Source organism: Variovorax humicola, from assembly GCF_037889915.1.
Lineage (GTDB): Bacteria > Pseudomonadota > Gammaproteobacteria > Burkholderiales > Burkholderiaceae_C > Variovorax > Variovorax humicola.
Genome location: NZ_JBBKZV010000067.1, coordinates 1 through 16,707 on the forward strand (window position 1 = coordinate 1; position 16,707 = coordinate 16,707).

Sequence of the window (16,707 nt, forward strand, 5' to 3'; positions counted from 1 at the left end):
GATCAGGGGGCGCCTGAACAAGCAGATCGCAGCCGACCTGCTGATCGCGGAACAGACCGTCAAGCAGCATCGCGGCCGGGTCATGGAGAAGATCGGCGTGCGTTCGGTCGCCGAGCTCGTGCAGAACTGGGACGCTGCCGGGCTTCATTCGAACGAATCGACGCCGGAAGTGGCCGATGATGGCAGTGGTTCGGCGAAGCGAACTCCGCCCTGACGCGGATCAGGACGCCTTGCGCATCGCACTTCAGAGAGACAAGAATGGAAACTCAAACCACATGACCAACGCCGCCGAAGCAACTCGCGAGCCGGTGCTCAGTCCCGTAGATCGAATCTCGGAGCTGCTCTTCGGCCTGCTCATGGCGCTCAGTTTCGTGGGCGCTGTTTCGGTGGCCGATGCCGGGCGCACGGAAATCCGCGCGATGTTCATTGCCGCCCTGGGCTGCAATCTTGCGTGGGGCCTCGTCGACGCGGTCATGTACCTTGTTCGCACCGTCGCGGACCGTGGCCGCTTGCTTGCGGTCTATCGCTCCGTGAGGACCGCCCCGGACGCGCAGGCAGGACGTGCGGCACTCGAACGCTCGTTGTCGCCCGCCGTCGCCGTCGTGGTGTCGCCGGCGGAGGTCGAGGCCATCCGTGGCCGGATCCTCGCACTGCCCTCGGTGCCGCCGCGGCCCACGCTGCATGGGGATGACTTTCGCGCGGCAGCATCGGTGTTCGTCTTCGTGGTGGTGGCTACCTTTCCCGTGGTGCTGCCTTTCGCGCTGATGCAGGACGTGGGGACGGCAAAGAACGTATCGCGCGCCATCGCACTGGCCATGCTGTTCCTCGGCGGACTGGGGCTTGGGCGCTATGCGGGCTATGGCAGCTGGAAGGTCGGCATCTTGATGGCAGGGCTGGGCACGCTGCTCGTGGGTGCGATCAAGGTGCTCGGGGGATGAGCGCGGTCTTTCCCCTGTCATCATTCGAACGTTCAGGGTGCCAGCGCTATTGAGACAGAACCCGACCAAGACCTTTGCGCAAGATGGCCGCAACTGCCGGTCAGCCCAGCACAGCCGTCACACCAGCGTTGATGGCGAGCCCTCCGAAGATCAACCAGGCGAACAGCACGGCGGCCAATGCCAGCGGCTTGATGCCAGCCTTGCGCACTGCCGAAACGTGAGTGGAGAGACCCAGGCCCGCCATCGCCATTGCGAGCAGTACGCCATCGAGGTCGATGACCTGGCTGACGACGGCAGGCGGCAGCAAGTTGAGCGAATTCAATCCCGCCACGGCAACGAAGCCGAATGCAAACCAGGGAATGACGATGCCGCCGCCGCGCTTCCCGGCATCGCCGCCAGTGCGGTCCGACGCATCGTCATGCTGCGGCGAGCGCGACAACCACGCCGACAGGATGATCAGGAACGGCGCCAGCATCATGACGCGCACCATCTTCGCGATCACTGCCGTGTTGGCGGCCTGCTCGCCGACCGCGCGCCCGGCGGCCACCACCTGGGCCACCTCGTGGATGGTCGAACCCGCGAACACACCGAAAGCATTCGGCGACATCGAGATCAAGTGGTACTGCGCATTCAGGTGGTACAGGAACGGGTAGAGAAACATGGCCAGCGTGCCGAAGACCACCACGGTGGCGACGGCCACCATGACCTGCTCGGCGCGTGCGCGTACCACGGGTTCGGCCGCCATCACCGCGGCCGCGCCGCAGATCGAGCTGCCAGTGCCGATCAGCATTGCCGTCTTGCGATCGAGGCCGAAGACCCGTGTGCCCAGAAGGCAGGCCAGCCCGAAGGTGCTGCAGATCACCGCCGCGTCGATCGCCACGCCGGTCCAACCCACGTTGCCGATGTCCTGGAAGGTGAGGCGCAAGCCGTAGAGGACGATGCCCAGGCGCAGCAGCTTCGCCTTGGACAACGTCACACCGGCGTCGGCAACCGAACTGATCCGCGAATAGACCGTGTTGCCGACCACCATGCCCAGCACGATGGCCAGGGTCAGCGCGCTGATGCCGTTGGATTGCAGCCAGCCGAGTTGCGCGAGATGGATCGATGCGAAAGCGATCGCACCCGTCAATGCGAGGCCTGGCACCATCCCACGCCAGCGGGCCCAGGCCGCGGGGCGCTGATGCAGGACGGCGTGTGCGGCGGCCGCTTGGGACGGGAGCGTGAGGTCGGTGACGGAGGACATGGGGCTGCAAGTCGTTGATTTCGATGGGTAGAGGTGAACTTTGAGGCCATGCGTCCTATCTGACAAACGGATAGTTCAGCTATAAATAAGCGATCGAGCAGGTATAGAGATCAACATCATGCGACTGACACTGCGTCAACTCCTCATCTTCACGGCGGTTGCCGACGCCGGCAGCACGACTGCTGCAGGGCTGCGCCTGGCGTTGTCTCAGTCCGCTACCAGCGGGGCGCTGAATGAGCTGGAAAACCTGCTCGGCGCGCAACTGTTCGATCGTGTCGGCAAGCGTCTGCTTCTCAACGACAACGGCCGATCGTTGCTGCCGCAGGCGAGGGCGCTGCTGGACAGCGCGCAGGACATCGAAGCCCAGTTTGGACTTGGCGATGCGGCCGCTGGCCAAGACGCGATGGCAACCCGGTTGCGCATCGGTGCCAGCACCACCATCGGCAACTATCTCTTGCCGCCGCTGGTGGCCAGCTATCTGGTTGCATGGCCTGCCGCAGGCGTCGATGTGCAGATCGGCAACACCCGCGAAGTCGCGGGCTCGGTGGCGCGGCTGGAAGTCGACATGGGTCTGATCGAAGGCCCCTGCCGCGAAGCGGAAGTTCGCGTGGTGCCATGGCGGGAAGACGAGCTGGTGATCGTGTGCGCGCCGACGCACCCGCTGGTGCAAGACGCGACTCAACGGGTGCCGCTCAAGGCCCTGCGGCAAACGCGATGGCTGCTGCGCGAGCCCGGTTCCGGCACGCGCGAAGCGGTGGAGCAAGCATTGCTTTCGCACCTGCATCACCTTGACGGCGAGATGCTGCCCGGCAGCACCGAGGCGATCAAGCAGGCCGCGGCAGAGGGATTGGGCCTTGCCTGCCTCTCGCTATGCGCAGTGCAGGACCTTTTGACGCTGGGCAGGCTGGTGGTGCTGGAAACCACGCTGCCGCGACTGACGCGTCGCCTCTACCTGATCCATCATCGCCGGAAGCGGTTCTCGGCCAACCTGCAGCGATTCGTCACGCACTGCGTTGGGTCCTGAAGGCACCCCGGGACTGTCGCCCCCGAACGCGCCAGCAGACGTGCAAAGTGGGCACCGAGTCCGCGCGATGCTCCGGTGACGAGCGCGGTGACGCCCGTCAGGTCCGCCTTCAAGATGCGCGGTGCTCCTTCATGCGGCGCTTGATGCTCTTGGCCAACGACCAGCGATGCACCTCGGACGGGCCGTCGTAGATACGGAAGGCGCGGATCTCGCGGAATGCCTGTTCGACGACCGTGTCGCGGGTGACGCCCAGGCCGCCGAGCACCTGCACGCAGCGGTCCACGATCCGGTACAGCGCCTCCGACACGGCGACCTTGGCCATGCTGGATTCGTGCGTGCCCTTGGCGCCGGTGTCGAGCACCGCGGCGCACCAGTCGATCATCAGCTCGGCCTGCTTCAGCTCGATCTCGTTGTCTGCCAGCATGAACCCGACGCCTTCGTGATCGATCAGCGGTTTGCCGAAAGCCTGGCGCCGGCAGGCATAGTCGGTGGCGATGTCATGCGCCCGGCGCGCCGTGCCCCACCACCGCATGCAGTGCGTCAGCCGTGCCGGTGCGAGGCGCACCTGCGCATAGTCGAAACCCCGGCCTTCCTCGCCGAGGATCTGGTCCGCCGGAACGCGCACGCGGTCGAGCGCGATGACGGCATGCCCCCCGGGCATCGAGTTGTCGATGGTGTCCAGGATGCGCTCGATCGTGATGCCAGGGCTGTCCATGTCGACGAGGAACATCGTCGCGCGCTCCTCGGTGCGGGCCATGACGATGCCGAAGCCGGCGCCGACAGCGCCAGTGATCAACCACTTTCTGCCGCTGATCAGCCAGTCGCTGCCGTCGCGAACGGCCTCGGTCCTGAGCATCGACGGGTCGGAGCCGGCGCCGTCGTCAGGCTCGGTCATCAGGAAGGCCGAGCGCATGTCACCGGACGCCAGCGGGCGCAGGAAGCGCTGCTTCTGTGCCGCCGTGGCGACTCGCTCCAGCAAATGCATGTTGCCTTCGTCAGGGGCCATGATGTTGAGCGCGACCGGCCCAAGCGGCGAATAGCCCGCGGCGCGGAAGACCGCCGCGGTCTGCAGGTGCGTGAGCCCGTGGCCGCCGAATTCCGCAGGCAGCTGCGGCGCCATCAAGCCGGCCTCGCGTGCATGCGAACGCAGCTCATGAACGAGGTCCTCGGAGGGCCCGTGACCATGATTGCGCGGGTCTTTCTCGTAGGGAATGACGGTTTCGCGCACGAAACGCAGGACGCGCTCCGGCAACTCCGCGGCGGCCGCGGAAGGCAGGTGTGGAGACATGATGTGTCGTGTTGAGAGTCAGCCGGCTTCGCGCATCGCGAGCTCGGCCTGTTGCCACGCCAGCTGTGCGAGCGGCTCGACGTTCTTAGCCATGTCGACGGCCCGGGCCGACGATGCGGTCCCGCGCAGCAGGCGCCCCTTGATGCCATGCAGGATGGCCGCGAGGCGAAACATGTTAAACGCGATGTAGAAGGCGTAGTTGGGAATGCCGTCACGCCCGGTGCGCCTTGCGTAGGCCGCAACGTAGTCGGCTTCCGATGTCAGGCCGAGCAACGCAAGGTCCTCGCCCAGCAGGCCGTGCATGATCGACGGCGGCAGCCGGTACATCATCGCGTGATAGCTGAAATCGGCCAGCGGATGCCCCAGCGTCGAGAGCTCCCAATCCAGCACCGCCAGGACGCGCGGCTCGGTCGGGTGGAAGATCATGTTGTCGCAGCGGAAGTCGCCGTGCGAGATCGCGGTCTCGTCGCCCGCGGGAACGTGTTGCGGCAGCCATTCAGCCAACCGGTCCATGTTCGGGTCGCGGCCTGCAAGCGCGTCGTCCCGATACTGGCCGGACCAGCGCGCGATCTGCCGCTCGAAATACCCACCCGTTCGGCCGTAGTCGGCCAGGCCGATCGCTGCCGGGTCGATGCCATGCAAGCGGGCGATCGTTTCGTTCATGGCGTCGCAGTAGGCCGCGCGCTGGGGGGCGGCCACCTCGGGCAGGCGCGGGTTCCAGAACACGCGCCCTTCGACGCGGTCCATCACGTAGAACTCGGTACCGATGACGTCTCGATCCAGGCACAGGGCGTGTACCCGTGGCACCGGGAACGCCGCTTTGTGCAAGGCTGCCAGTACGCGATGCTCGCGGTCGACCGCATGGGCGCCCTTGAGCAAGTCGCCTGGCGGCTTGCGCCTGAGCACGTAGCTGCCGCGGGCCGTGTCGACGCGGTAGGTGGGGTTCGATTGCCCGCCCCTGAACTGACTGACCTGCGGCGTTCCGGCTTGCTCATCTACATTCGCACGCAGCCATTGCGCCAGCCGCCGCTCGTCGAAGCGAAAAGCTTCGCGCACCGGCTCGACGTCCTGCGCGAGCGCGCAATCGTCGCGCTTCATTGCGGCACTTCGCCTTCCATGGTGATGCGGTTGAGCACCCGTTCGGCTTCGCCGTAGTCGTGGATGGCGTAGTGCATGGTGCAGCGGTTGTCCCACATCACGACATCGCCTTGTTGCCACATGTGGCGATAGACGTTGTCCGGGTTCGTCGAGTGTTCGTACAGGAAGTCGAGCAGGGGACGGCTTTCCTCGTCGGTCATGCCCTCGATGAGTTGCGCGGTCTCGCGGTGACCCACGTAGAGCGCCTTGCGACCGGATTCCGGATGGGTGCGCACCAGGGGATGCACGGCGGTCGGCAGGCTGGCCGCGTCGGCGCCCATCATGCGGCCCAGTCGCAATCCGACGAACTTCACGCGCAGGCCTTCGAGCATGCGCTTCATCGTGGGCGACAGCCGGTCATAGGCCTGGTACTGGTTGCACCACATGGTGTCGCCGCCATTGGGCACCGTCACGGCCGACAGGATCGAGATCTTCGGCGGGACCGGCGTGTAGCACGAGTCGTAGTGCCACGCCTCGGTCGATGCGGTCGCCTTGGGGATCTTGGTGACCTGCACTATTTCGGGGTGGCCCTCGAGGTGCTTGAGCAGTGGGTTGGTATTCAATGGAGTGCCCCAGCGCCGGCCGAACTCGACCTGGGCTGCAGGCTTCAACTGCTGGCCGCGGTAGACCAGCACGCAATGCTTCAGGAAGGCGTCGTGCAGCGCGGCGAACGTCTCGTCGTCGATGGGGCTGTTCAGGTCGACGCCTTCGACGCTGGCACCGATGGAGCCGGTCAGCGGTGTTACTTTGAGTTTGGTCATCTTGTCTCCTAATTTGTGTTCAATCGATGGTCAGGACGATCTTTCCGAAGTGCTGGGCTTGCATCATGTAGGCGTGTGCCGTGTGGATGTCGTCCAGCGCAAAGCTGCGGTCGATGGCCCAGCGGATGCGGTCATCTTTCAGGAACGGCAGCATGTCGCGCGCGCAGGCCTGAATGCACTGGAGCCGCTCCTGCTCGGACCGCGTGCGGAACGTGACGCCGATCAGCTTCAGGCGCTTGAGCCAGAGTTGCTCCAGGTCGATCTGTGCGGTGCGTCCGCCCAGCCGGGCAATGTTCACGTAGCGTCCGCCCACCGCCATGCTTTGCATGTTGGCCTCGAACACCGGCGCGCCGACCAGATCGATCACGACGTCGACCCCGCGCTTCCCGGTCGCGGACATTACCTTCTCGACTTGCGACTCACGCGATGAGTCGATGCCCACGTCGACTCCGAATTCCGCGAGCCGTGCGAGTTTTTCTGCCGAGCGGGACATCGCCATCACTGGATTCGCTTGCCAAAGCGATGCGATCTGCAACGCCGCCCAGGCCACGCCGCCCGACGCTCCGTTGACAAGGATCGACTCGCCCGGACGCAACTGCCCGTTGGTGATCACTGCATCGTGCGCGGTGACGAATGCGTTGGGAAAGGTCGCGGCCTCGCTCCATGAAACAGTCGAAGGCACCGCCATGATGGCCAGCGGATCTGCGAGAACGTACTGCGCCTGACTCTCGCGACCGTGTCCCATGACACGGTCGCCCTCGCGCCAGCCAGTGACCGCGCTGCCGACCTCCGCGACTTCGCCGGCGAACTCCACGCCGACCGTCAACGGGTCGCCGCTGCGCTTTTCCGCGGCTTGCGTGATTTCGCCGCGGTTGAGCCCGGACGCGCGCACGCGCACAAGCACCTGGCCGGGCCCGACCTTGGGCCTGGCGATGTCCTGTATTTCAATGCGCCCGCCATCGGGATGGGGAATGACTCTGACTGCCTTCATGTATTTCTCCGTAAGTTGGTAGGCCGGCGTCACGAGGAGCGTGCGCTGGCGCGTATCTGTTCGAGCAGCGAAAGGGCACGTTGCCCGGCATCCTTGCCGCCCGCCAGTGCGCCTCGCACATAGGCGGGGCGCAGGTCTTCGATGGCGCTGAGGGCGGCGACCGCTTGCGGGTCGGCCACGCTCAGCCGACGCAACTCGTTCACGACGAGAAGGTAGGTGTGCATGACGTCCTGCGCGGCCTGGGTTGCGCCGAGCCGATGCAGATGGGCGTTGAGCCGGTGGGAGCCGGCGAGCATCGCGCCTTCAATGACGATTTCGTAGTCGTCCGGGCCGCACTTGCGCAAGGAGTTCTCGATGCGCAGCGCCGCTGCTTCATGTTCGTGGGGCTTCATGGCTTACTCCAGAGGGCAGCGGTGGTTCAGGATGGCCAGGCATTCGCCGTAGGCCCGATCGCATGCGTCGACGATCTCCCGTGTTGGCTTGCAGCCCTCGCGCACACACGGATCGCGGTGCTCTTCGATGCGCTCCATCGCATGCATCATGTGTGCAACGTCCTCCGGCACCGGCGCCTCGATCACCGGACGCCCGACGTGCAGCACATCGCCCAGCGCGCCGAACTGCGGCACCGCGCGACCATCGGGTTGCGGCACCAGATAGACACCCGGCTGCATCGCATAGGCCTCCACGGGCTGAGTCACTCCAGATTGATGGAGTGCAGCGTTCACCGCATGGGTGCCCGACATCATGGTTGCCCAGAACCACAGCTCGAAATCATCCAGCGGGTCGAGCCTTGCTCGCAGCTGGTTCAGCTTCTCTATCTTGTTCAGATGACCTGAGATCTTCATGGAATTGCTTTCGGACGATGGGGGCAACTGTAGTTGGCAGATTCGGTCGTGTCAACAAGTCCTATATAGGACAAGTACCTAGGCGTTCCGTCGAGTTCCCTCTTGTATAGCGAATACGTGGCGCTTATAGTTGGGACGTCCTCTATAGGAGTCAACATGCCAAGAAGCATCACCCTTCACCCTTCAGATAACGTCGCCACCTTGATTGATCCCGCCCGCGAAGGCGAGACGTGCACCCTGCAAGGTGAGGTTTCCGGTCAGGTCGTTGCGCGGCAAGACGTCGCGTTCGGCCACAAGATCTGCATATCCCCAATCCCCTTGGGCGCCAACGTGCTCAAGTACGGGCAAGTCATCGGACGCGCCACGCGGGCCATTGCCCTCGGAGAGCACGCCCACGTACACAACTTCGATTCGGCACGCGCTCGCGGCGATCTGGAAGAACGCCAGGAACTTCAACCATGACCAAGACATTTCTCGGCTTTCGGCGCGAACACGGCCCCGCAGGCGTGCGCAACTGGATCGCCGTCATCTCGGTGATGGACAACTGCAATCCGGCGACGCGCGCAATCTCGCAAGCCGTGGGCGGAACCCTTCCAGTCACCACGCTGTTCGTGCGCGGCCAGTTCGGCGCCGATCTCGAGTTCGCTCTCGATTCGCTGGCGGGACTGGGCCGCAATCCCAACATCGCAGGCGTCCTCCTGGTGGGACTCGAAGAGTCGTCCACCGAAGAAGTGGCGCGTCGAATCCGTCCCACTGGCAAGCCCGTGGAAGTCGTGCACCTGCAGCCGAACGGGACGATCGAGTGCGTCGCGCAAGGAACGCGCCGGGCCGCGCGCATGGTGCTGCAGGCTTCCCAATTGAGGCGCGAGCCGTGTCCGATGTCGGATCTCGTCATGGGCGTCGAGTGCGGCGGCTCCGACACCACGTCCGGCCTGAGCTGCAACCCGACGATCGGGCGCGTGGCCGACCGCCTGATCGATGCCGGCGGGACGGTCATCATCTCGGAGACCTCCGAGTTCATCGGCGCGGAGCATCTGTTCGCGGCCCGCGCGGTGGACGCCACCGTCAGGAAGGCCTTCCTGGATGCGGTGCAGGGCATGGAAACCATGGCCGTCGAGCGCGGCGTCAACATGCGCGACTCGCAGCCCGCGCCCGACAACAAGAAGGGCGGCCTCACCACCGTCGAGGAAAAGGCGCTCGGCGCATTGGCCAAGGCCGGAAAGAGCCCGCTCGTAGGCGTGCTGAGCTACGGCCAGGTGCCGGCGCGCAAGGGGTTGCACTTCATGGATGCACCTTCGGGCGCGGTGGAGAACCTTACGGGCTTCGCTGTCAGCGGCTGCCAGCTCATCTGCTTCGGCACCGGCGTCGGCAATCCCATCGGCAACATGGTGGCGCCGACCATCAAGATCTGCGGCAACGTCAATACGGTGAATTCGATGCGCGACAACATCGATTTCGATGTCAGCGCAATCTTCGAGTCCTCCGCCAAGATCGCGGATCTGGGCGACCGGCTCTACGACTACGTGGCCGAGGTCGGATCGGGCACCCGCATCACGAGCGAGATCCTGAACATTCGCGAAACGGCCGTCAGCCGGTTCGAACGCAGCCTGTGAGTGCGGCCATGACCAAGCTTGAACGCGTCTCCGACGCCATCATCGAAGCCATCGAATCGGGCGCACTGCGCGAGGGTGATCGCCTGCCGTCCGAGGAAGAATTTGCTGCCCAGCATCAGGTGAGCGTCGGCACCATGCAGAAGGCGCTGGCGCGGCTGGCTCACGCGGGCCTCATCCGGCGCGAACATGGGCGCGGGACCTTCATCTCGGGGAACAAGGTGGCTCCGGCCGACGTTCGGCACCTGCGCTTTCTCGACGAGCAAGGCCATCCGCTGACGTCCTACGTCCACGCCAATGGCGTCAAGCGCATGAAACGCAAGGGGCCCTGGTCGGACTTCCTCGAGGGCGAAGCGTTCGTGCGCGTCGATCGCACGATCAACGTCGGGGGCAAGTTCGAGCTCAGCAGCGAATTCTGGTTGCGCGAGGAAGATTTCGAAAGGCTCGGCGGCGTGGAGCGCCAGGACCTGGAAACCAATCTGCGCGAACTGCTGCTGCAACGCCTGGCCCTGCCCACATTGCGGGTGGATCAATGGATCCGCTTTGCGCCGCCCACCGCCGCTGCGGTCCGCTCGCTCGATCTGGACCCGGAAAAGCCGAGCTTCCTGATGGAGCTGCGCGGCTACACGCTCAGCGACAAGCCGCTGTACTACCAGAGCGTCTGCGGGGGACCCTTCTCCGAGCGGCTGGTGATTGTCCGATAGGTCCTCACGTCGATCGCTTTCCATGACGAACCATTCCATCGAGTCCCTGACGCACTGGACCGCCCAAATCCTCGAGTCCTGCCAGGTTCCCCCGGAGGACGCGTTGCAGGCGGCCCAACTGATGGTGCGCAGCGAGCTGCGCGGCTACGCGACCCACGGCATGACGCGCCTGCCGTCCTATGTCGAGCGCTTGCTGGCCAAGGACTTCAACCCGCACGCGCGGTTGCGCCAGCGCGAGTTCCCCGGTGGCGTCGTGCTCGATGCCGACGGCGCGATGGGGCAGATCGCCGGCGCCGAGGCCGTGCGCCTTGGCTTGCAGGCGCTCGAGCAGACCGCCAGCGTACTGGTGGCCATCCAGTCCTGTGGTCACATGGGCGCGCTGGGTGTCTACGCCCTGCAGGCGGCCGAAGCCGGTGCGATGTGCCTGGTCGGACAACGCACGCCGCCGCTGCTCGCCATGGAAGGCTTCGCCGGTGCGGCGATCGGGCACAACCCGATCGCGTTCGGCTGTCCCGCAGCGGGCGAGCCGCCGATCGTCTTCGACATCGCCTGCAGCGTGGCCGCGCGCGGACACGTGCTCCTGGCCGCCCGCGAAGGGCGCGACATACCCACGGGGTGGGCTCTCGATCCAGATGGGCGCCCCACCACGGACCCCAAGGCGGCGTTGGCCGGATCGCTGCTGCCCATGGGGGGGCACAAGGGCATCGGCATCGCGATGATGGTCGAGTGCCTGGCCGGCGCACTGGCCGCCACCGCCGAATCGTTTGCGCCGGAGTGGCAGCACGTGCCGGCTTCCGGCGCCATGGGCCGGCAAAGCGCGTTCATCTGGATGGTCAAGCCGCAGGCCTTTGCGCCTCAGCCCATGCTGGCCGACTACATGCACCAGTGGATCGACCACTACCGCGATTGCGGCGGCGAGCACGCGCGGCTGCCCGGCCAGCGCGGCGCCGAACAGGAGCAGCGGGCACAACGCGAGGGCATCGCGCTGCCCGAGAGCCTGACGCGCGAGTTGAGCGCGCTCGGAACACGTCGGCAACTGGCTTTTTTCGCCTGACCCACCCCTTCACACAAGACATGACAGCGAGACTTCCCAATGAACGCACCGGTATCCAAATTGCATCTCGAAGCGCTTGAGAAAGCGACTCTCGACGATCGCTACGCTCTCACCACCGGTCGCGCGTTCATGAGCGGCGTGCAGGCGTTGGTGAGGCTGCCGATGATGCAACGGATGCGCGATGCGAACGCCGGCCACAACACCGCCGCGTTCATTTCCGGCTACCGCGGATCGCCGCTCGGCACCTATGACCAGGCACTGTGGCAGGCGAAGAAGCATCTTGCCGACAACCATGTGGTCTTCAAGCCCGGCGTCAACGAGGAACTCGGCGTGACCGCCGTATGGGGGTCGCAGCAACTGGAGTTCGATGCGGCCAGCAAGAAGTACGACGGCGTTTTCGGCATCTGGTACGGCAAGGGACCCGGCGTGGATCGCAGCGGCGATGCGCTCAAGCACGCCAACCTCGCCGGCACTGCGCCCCTCGGCGGTGTGATCGCATTGGCCGGCGACGACCACGTGTCCAAGAGCAGCACGCTGGCGCACCAGAGTGACCACACGTTCATGGCCTGCGGACTGCCGGTGTTCTTTCCCTCCAACGTGCAGGACATCCTGGATCTCGGCGTGCATGCCTTCGCCATGAGCCGCTTCAGCGGGCTGTGGGCCGGCATGAAGACGGTGCAGGAAGTGGTGGAATCGGGCGCATCGGTGCTGACCGACGCAGACCGCGTCCGCATCGTCCTGCCGGAAGACTTCGTCGTGCCGTCGGGCGGCCTTCATATCCGCTGGCCCGACGACCCGCTGGGGGCCGAGGCGCGCATGATGGAATTCAAGTGGCCGGCGGCGCTGGCCTACGTGCGGGCGAACCGCCTGAACCACAACGTGGTGTCGAGCCAGAACGACCGCCTGGGCATCATCGCCAGCGGCAAGGCCTATAGCGACACCCGTCAGGCGCTGCTCGACCTCGGGCTGGATGACACGCTCTGCCGCGCGCTCGGCATCCGTGTGCACAAGGTCAATGTGGTGTGGCCACTGGAGCCGGCCGGCGTGCGCGAGTTTGCCCACGGCTTGCGCGAAGTCCTGGTGGTCGAAGAGAAACGCCCGATCATCGAGCAGCAACTCAAGGACGAGCTGTACCACTGCGCACCGCTGAATCGCCCCGCCGTATTCGGCAAATACGACCACACGGAAGGTGCCGGTGGCGAATGGAGCCACGGCAGGCCTGCCGATAGCTGGCTGCTGCGCGCCAAGGCCGACCTGTCGCCCGCGCTCGTCGCAAAGGCCATCGCCCACCGTCTCAAGCTCCTTGGCGTGCCGCCCGACGTGGCAGCGCGCATGGACCTGCGCCTGGGAGAGATCGAGGCAAAGCAGCGGTCGACCGCGCAGGGCGACAGCCGCGGTACCGACCGCCTGCCATGGTTCTGTCCGGGTTGCCCGCACAACACCAGCACGCGCGTGCCCGAAGGCTCGATCGCCATGGCCGGCATCGGCTGTCACGGCATGGTGACGTGGATGGACCGCTCGACCACCTCCTGGACGCAAATGGGCGGAGAGGGCGTGCCCTGGATGGGCCAGTCGCCATTCAGCAAGCGCAGGCACATGTTCGCGAACCTGGGCGACGGCACCTACAACCACTCGGGCCTGCTCGCAGTGCGCCAGTCGATCAACGCCGGCGTCAACCTGACCTACAAGATCCTCTTCAACAGCGCCGTCGCCATGACCGGCGGCCAACCGGTGGACGGCGGCCAGCTCGACGTGCCGGCCATGTCGCGTGAATTGGCATCCGAGGGCGCCCGCCAGATCGTGGTGGTGACCGATGAGCCCGCCAAGTACGAGGGCGTCACCAACCTGGCCCCGGGCGTGACCATTCGGCATCGCGACGAACTCGACACGGTGCAGCGCGAGCTGCGCGAGGCCGAGGGCGTCACCGTGATCATCTATGACCAGGCATGCGCCACCAAGAAGCGCCGCGAGCGCAAGCGCGGCACCATGGTCGATCCGGCCAAGCGCGCGGTGATCAACGAGCTCGTGTGCGAAGGCTGCGGCGACTGCTCCGTGCAGAGCAACTGCCTGGCGGTGCAGCCGGTGGAGACCGATTTCGGTCGCAAGCGCAAGGTCAACCAGGACACCTGCAACAAGGACTTCTCCTGCGTCAAGGGCTTTTGCCCGAGCTTCGTGACGGTCGAAGGCGGCCAGTTGAAGAAGCCGCTCGTCGGCGGCAAGGGAAAGGCTTCTGTCCCGGACGCCATCCCCATGCCCGACCTGCCGGACGACGCCACGCCCCGGCGCATCGTGGTGGCGGGCATCGGTGGCACGGGCATCGTGACCATCGGCGGCGTGCTCGGCATGGCCGCCCACCTGGAAGGGAAGGGCGTCATCACGCAGGATGCCACGGGCATGGCGCAGATGGGCGGCGCGACCTGGAGCCACATCCAGATTGCAGCGAGCCCCGATGCGCTGCATGCCAGCCGCGTCGACCTCGCCATGGCGGACCTGGTGATCGCCTGCGACACGGTGGTTGCCGCCAGCAAGACCACGCTGGCCACGATGTCGCGCGAACGTACCTACGTCGTGCTGAATTCGCACCTCACGCCAACCGCGGCCTTTGTCAAGAACCCGGATTGGGACGCGCAGTCCGACCAGGCTGTCGCAAGGATCGCCCAGGCTGTCGGTGAGGGCGAACTGGCCAGCCTCGATGCCGAACAGGTGGCAACGCAACTGCTGGGGCAGTCGATCTACGCGAATCTGTTGCTGCTCGGCTATGCCTGGCAAAAGGGCAAGGTGCCGCTGTCGCACGCGGCGCTGATGCGCGCCATCGAACTCAACGGCGTGCAGGTGGAGAGCAACAAGGCCGCCTTCGAATGGGGGCGCCTGTGCGCGCATGACATGTCGAAGGTGCCCGTGCGAGCGACCAACGCCCAGGTCATCCAGTTCACACGCAAGCCGTCCGTCGGCGACCTCATCGGGAAGCACATGGAATTCCTCACCGGATACCAGAACCGCGCCTACGCCGACCGGTATGAGACCTTCATCGCCGGTGTGCGCAAGAGCGAGTCAGTTGTCGGCAACACGCGCTTCACCGAGTCGGTCGCCCGGTCGCTGTTCAAGCTGATGGCCTACAAGGACGAGTACGAGGTGGCGCGCCTGCATACCGGCGCGGCGTTCCGCAAGCAGATCGAATCCATGTTCGAAGGCAAGGTCCGACTGGTGCATCACCTGGCCCCGCCGATGTTCGCCAGGAAGAACCGCGACGGCGAACCGGTCAAGGGCGAATACGGCCCGTGGATGCGCAGTGCATTTGGTTTGCTGGCCCGGCTGAAGGGCCTGCGCGGCACGGCCTTCGACCCCTTCGGCTACACCGAGGAACGCACGAAAGAGCGGACGCTCATCCTTGAATACCGGCGCTGCATCGAGGAACTCCTGCCAAAGCTGTCGGCGCAAAACCTGGACCTGGCGCTGGAAATTGCCAGGATTCCCGAAGAAATTCGCGGCTACGGCCACGTCAAGGCGCGCAACGCTGCCGCTGCGAACACCAAGTGGGGGCACTTGATGACCCAGTGGCGCGACCAGCAGCCGCAGAGCAGGAAATCGAAAGTGGCGGCCTGAACCGAGTCAAGTAGCACGCCATTCGAACCCTTTGCTGGCCGCAACAACGGCCGTGCGATTGCCATCAGGCCCAGACCCACAGTGCGACGAACACCCGACCGCACAAGGAGGTCGTACCCGAGACGCTTGGCCGGAAATTGCAATAAGCCAACACGCGACAAGAGCGCGCCCGATCCGAATTCAAGAACCCAGGAGACAACCATGTTTATTTCTCGTGCCCTACGCCTGACCATGCTGGGCCTGGCCCTCTGCGCCTCACAGATCCAGGCCCAGGCCCAGGATGCGGCCTCTTTTCCCAATCGGCCACTGAAGCTGGTGGTTCCGCTCACACCCGGGACGACCACGGACCAGATCGCACGGGAGTTCGCAGACCGCATGGCCAGGAAACTCGGACAGCCGGTCGTGGTGGACAACAAGCCCGGCGCGGGCGGGATGATCGCAGCGCAGGCAGTAGCCAAATCGGCCCCTGACGGCTACACGATCCTGATGATCAATTCCCAGCATGCGATCAATCCGGTCGCGTACGATGCGTTGCCCTACGACACTGTGCGCGACTTCACGGGCATCGCGCTCGTCGGGGACGCTCCAGCGGTCATCGCAGTGCCGTCCACGCTCGGCGTGCGCAACCTCGCCGAGTTCATCGCTCTGGCCAAGAAGCGCCCGGACGAGATCAACTACGGCTCATCGGGAATCGGCAGCCAGACCCATCTGGCCGGCGCCTACTTCGCGACCCAGGCCGGGGTGGCGATGACGCATGTCCCTTATCGGTCTTCGTCGGAAGTGACGGCCGACCTGATCACCAATCGGATCCAGTCGGTCTTCACGCCTGCTGCATTCGTGCTCGGGCAAATTCGTGAAGGCAAGCTCCAGGCCCTGGCCGTCACCGGGCCCGAGCGACTCAGCCTGCTTCGTGACGTACCCACCACGACCGAAGCCGGCCTGCCTGGATATCAGTTCGCCACCTGGTTCGGCTTCGTGGCGCCCAGCAAGGTGCCGCCGCAGATCGTGAGCCAGTTGGCGCGCACGATGAAGTCTGTCCTCGACGATCCAGCCCTCAGGCAAAAGTTCGCTGACCAGGGCATCACTCCGAGGTTTCTCATGCTCCAGGAATTCGACGCATACATCCAGTCGGAGATGGACCGCCTGGGCCCGATCGTGAAGGCATCCGGCATTCAAGGGAAGGTCAAGGAGAAGCGTTGACATGCAGGCGACATTTCCTGCGATCTGCCATGGGCCGCGAAGTGGCCGACAGATGAGAAAAACAGACAGCTGGCCATGGCATTCGTCCATGGCAACCCTCAAAGGAACGATGACATGTTGATAGGTGTGCCGGCCGAAACTGCGCCAGGCGAAACCCGAGTGGCGGTCACGCCCGAGACGGCGAAGAAACTTGTAGCTCAGGGCCACACGGTACGCATTCAATCGGGCGCCGGCATCGCCGCCAGCGTGCCCGATGCGGCCTACCAGGCGGCCGGTGCGGAGATCACCGACTTCGATGGCGCCTATGGC

General features: G+C 65.2%; 16 protein-coding genes and 1 pseudogene. 10 read left to right on the forward strand and 7 right to left on the reverse strand.

The features are described from left to right. Positions 1 to 214: LuxR C-terminal-related transcriptional regulator (locus tag WKW80_RS36305; protein WP_340368407.1), on the forward strand; the 214-nt coding region annotated here is incomplete at its 5' end. Between the two features lie 61 nt (positions 215 to 275). Further along, positions 276 to 938, forward strand: a complete 663-nt coding sequence (locus tag WKW80_RS36310; RefSeq protein ID WP_340368408.1) for a hypothetical protein — start codon at positions 276 to 278, stop codon at positions 936 to 938. A 100-nt stretch (positions 939 to 1,038) separates the two neighbouring features. Here the strand turns inward: WKW80_RS36310 and WKW80_RS36315 are convergent, their stop codons facing one another. Further along, positions 1,039 to 2,085: a YeiH family protein gene (locus tag WKW80_RS36315; RefSeq protein ID WP_340368422.1), complete on the reverse strand. Its 1,047-nt coding sequence runs from the start codon at positions 2,083 to 2,085 to the stop codon at positions 1,039 to 1,041. A 214-nt stretch (positions 2,086 to 2,299) separates the two neighbouring features. Here WKW80_RS36315 and WKW80_RS36320 point away from each other — a divergent pair, with 214 nt between their 5' ends. Beyond that, positions 2,300 to 3,205 carry a LysR family transcriptional regulator gene (locus WKW80_RS36320; protein ID WP_340368409.1) on the forward strand — a complete coding sequence of 302 codons (906 nt, stop codon included), beginning with the start codon at positions 2,300 to 2,302 and terminating at the stop codon, positions 3,203 to 3,205. A gap of 109 nt (positions 3,206 to 3,314) precedes the next feature. Here WKW80_RS36320 and WKW80_RS36325 read toward each other — a convergent pair whose 3' ends face one another. Genes WKW80_RS36325 through WKW80_RS36350 form a run of 6 tightly spaced genes read right to left on the reverse strand, consistent with a single transcriptional unit; the run spans position 3,315 to position 8,227 of the window. Further along, complete coding sequence (locus WKW80_RS36325; protein WP_340368410.1) at positions 3,315 to 4,493, reverse strand: acyl-CoA dehydrogenase family protein; 1,179 nt, start codon at positions 4,491 to 4,493, stop codon at positions 3,315 to 3,317. 18 nt (positions 4,494 to 4,511) lie between these two features. Then, positions 4,512 to 5,591 carry a phosphotransferase gene (locus WKW80_RS36330; protein WP_340368411.1) on the reverse strand — a complete coding sequence of 360 codons (1,080 nt, stop codon included), beginning with the start codon at positions 5,589 to 5,591 and terminating at the stop codon, positions 4,512 to 4,514. After that, positions 5,588 to 6,391, reverse strand: a complete 804-nt coding sequence (locus WKW80_RS36335) for a TauD/TfdA dioxygenase family protein (protein ID WP_340368412.1) — start codon at positions 6,389 to 6,391, stop codon at positions 5,588 to 5,590. Before WKW80_RS36335 ends, WKW80_RS36330 begins: the two co-directional genes overlap by 4 nt. A gap of 19 nt (positions 6,392 to 6,410) precedes the next feature. After that, positions 6,411 to 7,382, reverse strand: a complete 972-nt coding sequence (locus WKW80_RS36340; RefSeq protein WP_340368413.1) for a quinone oxidoreductase family protein — start codon at positions 7,380 to 7,382, stop codon at positions 6,411 to 6,413. Between the two features lie 29 nt (positions 7,383 to 7,411). Continuing rightward, positions 7,412 to 7,774 (reverse strand): hypothetical protein, encoded by a 363-nt coding sequence (locus tag WKW80_RS36345; protein WP_340368414.1) that lies wholly within the window; start codon positions 7,772 to 7,774, stop codon positions 7,412 to 7,414. 3 nt (positions 7,775 to 7,777) lie between these two features. Further along, on the reverse strand, positions 7,778 to 8,227 hold the full coding sequence (locus tag WKW80_RS36350) for a hypothetical protein (RefSeq protein ID WP_340368415.1): 450 nt from the start codon (positions 8,225 to 8,227) through the stop codon (positions 7,778 to 7,780). A 156-nt stretch (positions 8,228 to 8,383) separates the two neighbouring features. Here WKW80_RS36350 and WKW80_RS36355 point away from each other — a divergent pair, with 156 nt between their 5' ends. From WKW80_RS36355 to WKW80_RS36385, 7 genes and pseudogenes are all read left to right on the forward strand, one after another. Continuing rightward, complete coding sequence (locus WKW80_RS36355; RefSeq protein ID WP_340368416.1) at positions 8,384 to 8,689, forward strand: UxaA family hydrolase; 306 nt, start codon at positions 8,384 to 8,386, stop codon at positions 8,687 to 8,689. After that, the gene (locus tag WKW80_RS36360; RefSeq protein ID WP_340368417.1) at positions 8,686 to 9,840 is read left to right on the forward strand and encodes a UxaA family hydrolase; all 1,155 of its coding nucleotides are present in this window, start codon (positions 8,686 to 8,688) and stop codon (positions 9,838 to 9,840) included. The genes WKW80_RS36355 and WKW80_RS36360 overlap by 4 nt, the downstream gene beginning before the upstream one ends. A gap of 8 nt (positions 9,841 to 9,848) precedes the next feature. Then, positions 9,849 to 10,541 (forward strand): GntR family transcriptional regulator, encoded by a 693-nt coding sequence (locus WKW80_RS36365; RefSeq protein WP_340368418.1) that lies wholly within the window; start codon positions 9,849 to 9,851, stop codon positions 10,539 to 10,541. A 22-nt stretch (positions 10,542 to 10,563) separates the two neighbouring features. Further along, the gene (locus WKW80_RS36370; RefSeq protein ID WP_340368419.1) at positions 10,564 to 11,595 is read left to right on the forward strand and encodes an Ldh family oxidoreductase; all 1,032 of its coding nucleotides are present in this window, start codon (positions 10,564 to 10,566) and stop codon (positions 11,593 to 11,595) included. A 39-nt stretch (positions 11,596 to 11,634) separates the two neighbouring features. Next, complete coding sequence (locus WKW80_RS36375) at positions 11,635 to 15,198, forward strand: indolepyruvate ferredoxin oxidoreductase family protein (protein WP_340368420.1); 3,564 nt, start codon at positions 11,635 to 11,637, stop codon at positions 15,196 to 15,198. Between the two features lie 231 nt (positions 15,199 to 15,429). Then, a complete protein-coding gene (locus WKW80_RS36380; protein ID WP_340368421.1) occupies positions 15,430 to 16,398 on the forward strand; it encodes a tripartite tricarboxylate transporter substrate binding protein in 969 nt (322 codons plus the stop codon). Positions 16,399 to 16,512: 114 nt separating this feature from the next. Further along, positions 16,513 to 16,707, forward strand: a pseudogene (locus WKW80_RS36385) (NAD(P)(+) transhydrogenase (Re/Si-specific) subunit alpha); the annotation flags it as partial.

What these genes read in the sequence shown, in the direction of transcription:
- WKW80_RS36315 (WP_340368422.1), bottom strand. Translation starts at nt 2,085, where the DNA reads ATGGTGCCAGGCCTCGCATTGACGGGTGCGATCGCTTTCGCATCGATC.
- WKW80_RS36335 (WP_340368412.1), bottom strand. Translation starts at nt 6,391, where the DNA reads ATGACCAAACTCAAAGTAACACCGCTGACCGGCTCCATCGGTGCCAGC.
- WKW80_RS36330 (WP_340368411.1), bottom strand. Translation starts at nt 5,591, where the DNA reads ATGAAGCGCGACGATTGCGCGCTCGCGCAGGACGTCGAGCCGGTGCGC.
- WKW80_RS36365 (WP_340368418.1), top strand. Translation starts at nt 9,849, where the DNA reads ATGACCAAGCTTGAACGCGTCTCCGACGCCATCATCGAAGCCATCGAA.
- WKW80_RS36370 (WP_340368419.1), top strand. Translation starts at nt 10,564, where the DNA reads ATGACGAACCATTCCATCGAGTCCCTGACGCACTGGACCGCCCAAATC.
- WKW80_RS36345 (WP_340368414.1), bottom strand. Translation starts at nt 7,774, where the DNA reads ATGAAGCCCCACGAACATGAAGCAGCGGCGCTGCGCATCGAGAACTCC.
- WKW80_RS36380 (WP_340368421.1), top strand. Translation starts at nt 15,430, where the DNA reads ATGCTGGGCCTGGCCCTCTGCGCCTCACAGATCCAGGCCCAGGCCCAG.
- WKW80_RS36355 (WP_340368416.1), top strand. Translation starts at nt 8,384, where the DNA reads ATGCCAAGAAGCATCACCCTTCACCCTTCAGATAACGTCGCCACCTTG.
- WKW80_RS36310 (WP_340368408.1), top strand. Translation starts at nt 276, where the DNA reads ATGACCAACGCCGCCGAAGCAACTCGCGAGCCGGTGCTCAGTCCCGTA.
- WKW80_RS36350 (WP_340368415.1), bottom strand. Translation starts at nt 8,227, where the DNA reads ATGAAGATCTCAGGTCATCTGAACAAGATAGAGAAGCTGAACCAGCTG.
- WKW80_RS36320 (WP_340368409.1), top strand. Translation starts at nt 2,300, where the DNA reads ATGCGACTGACACTGCGTCAACTCCTCATCTTCACGGCGGTTGCCGAC.
- WKW80_RS36325 (WP_340368410.1), bottom strand. Translation starts at nt 4,493, where the DNA reads ATGTCTCCACACCTGCCTTCCGCGGCCGCCGCGGAGTTGCCGGAGCGC.
- WKW80_RS36375 (WP_340368420.1), top strand. Translation starts at nt 11,635, where the DNA reads ATGAACGCACCGGTATCCAAATTGCATCTCGAAGCGCTTGAGAAAGCG.
- WKW80_RS36360 (WP_340368417.1), top strand. Translation starts at nt 8,686, where the DNA reads ATGACCAAGACATTTCTCGGCTTTCGGCGCGAACACGGCCCCGCAGGC.
- WKW80_RS36340 (WP_340368413.1), bottom strand. Translation starts at nt 7,382, where the DNA reads ATGAAGGCAGTCAGAGTCATTCCCCATCCCGATGGCGGGCGCATTGAA.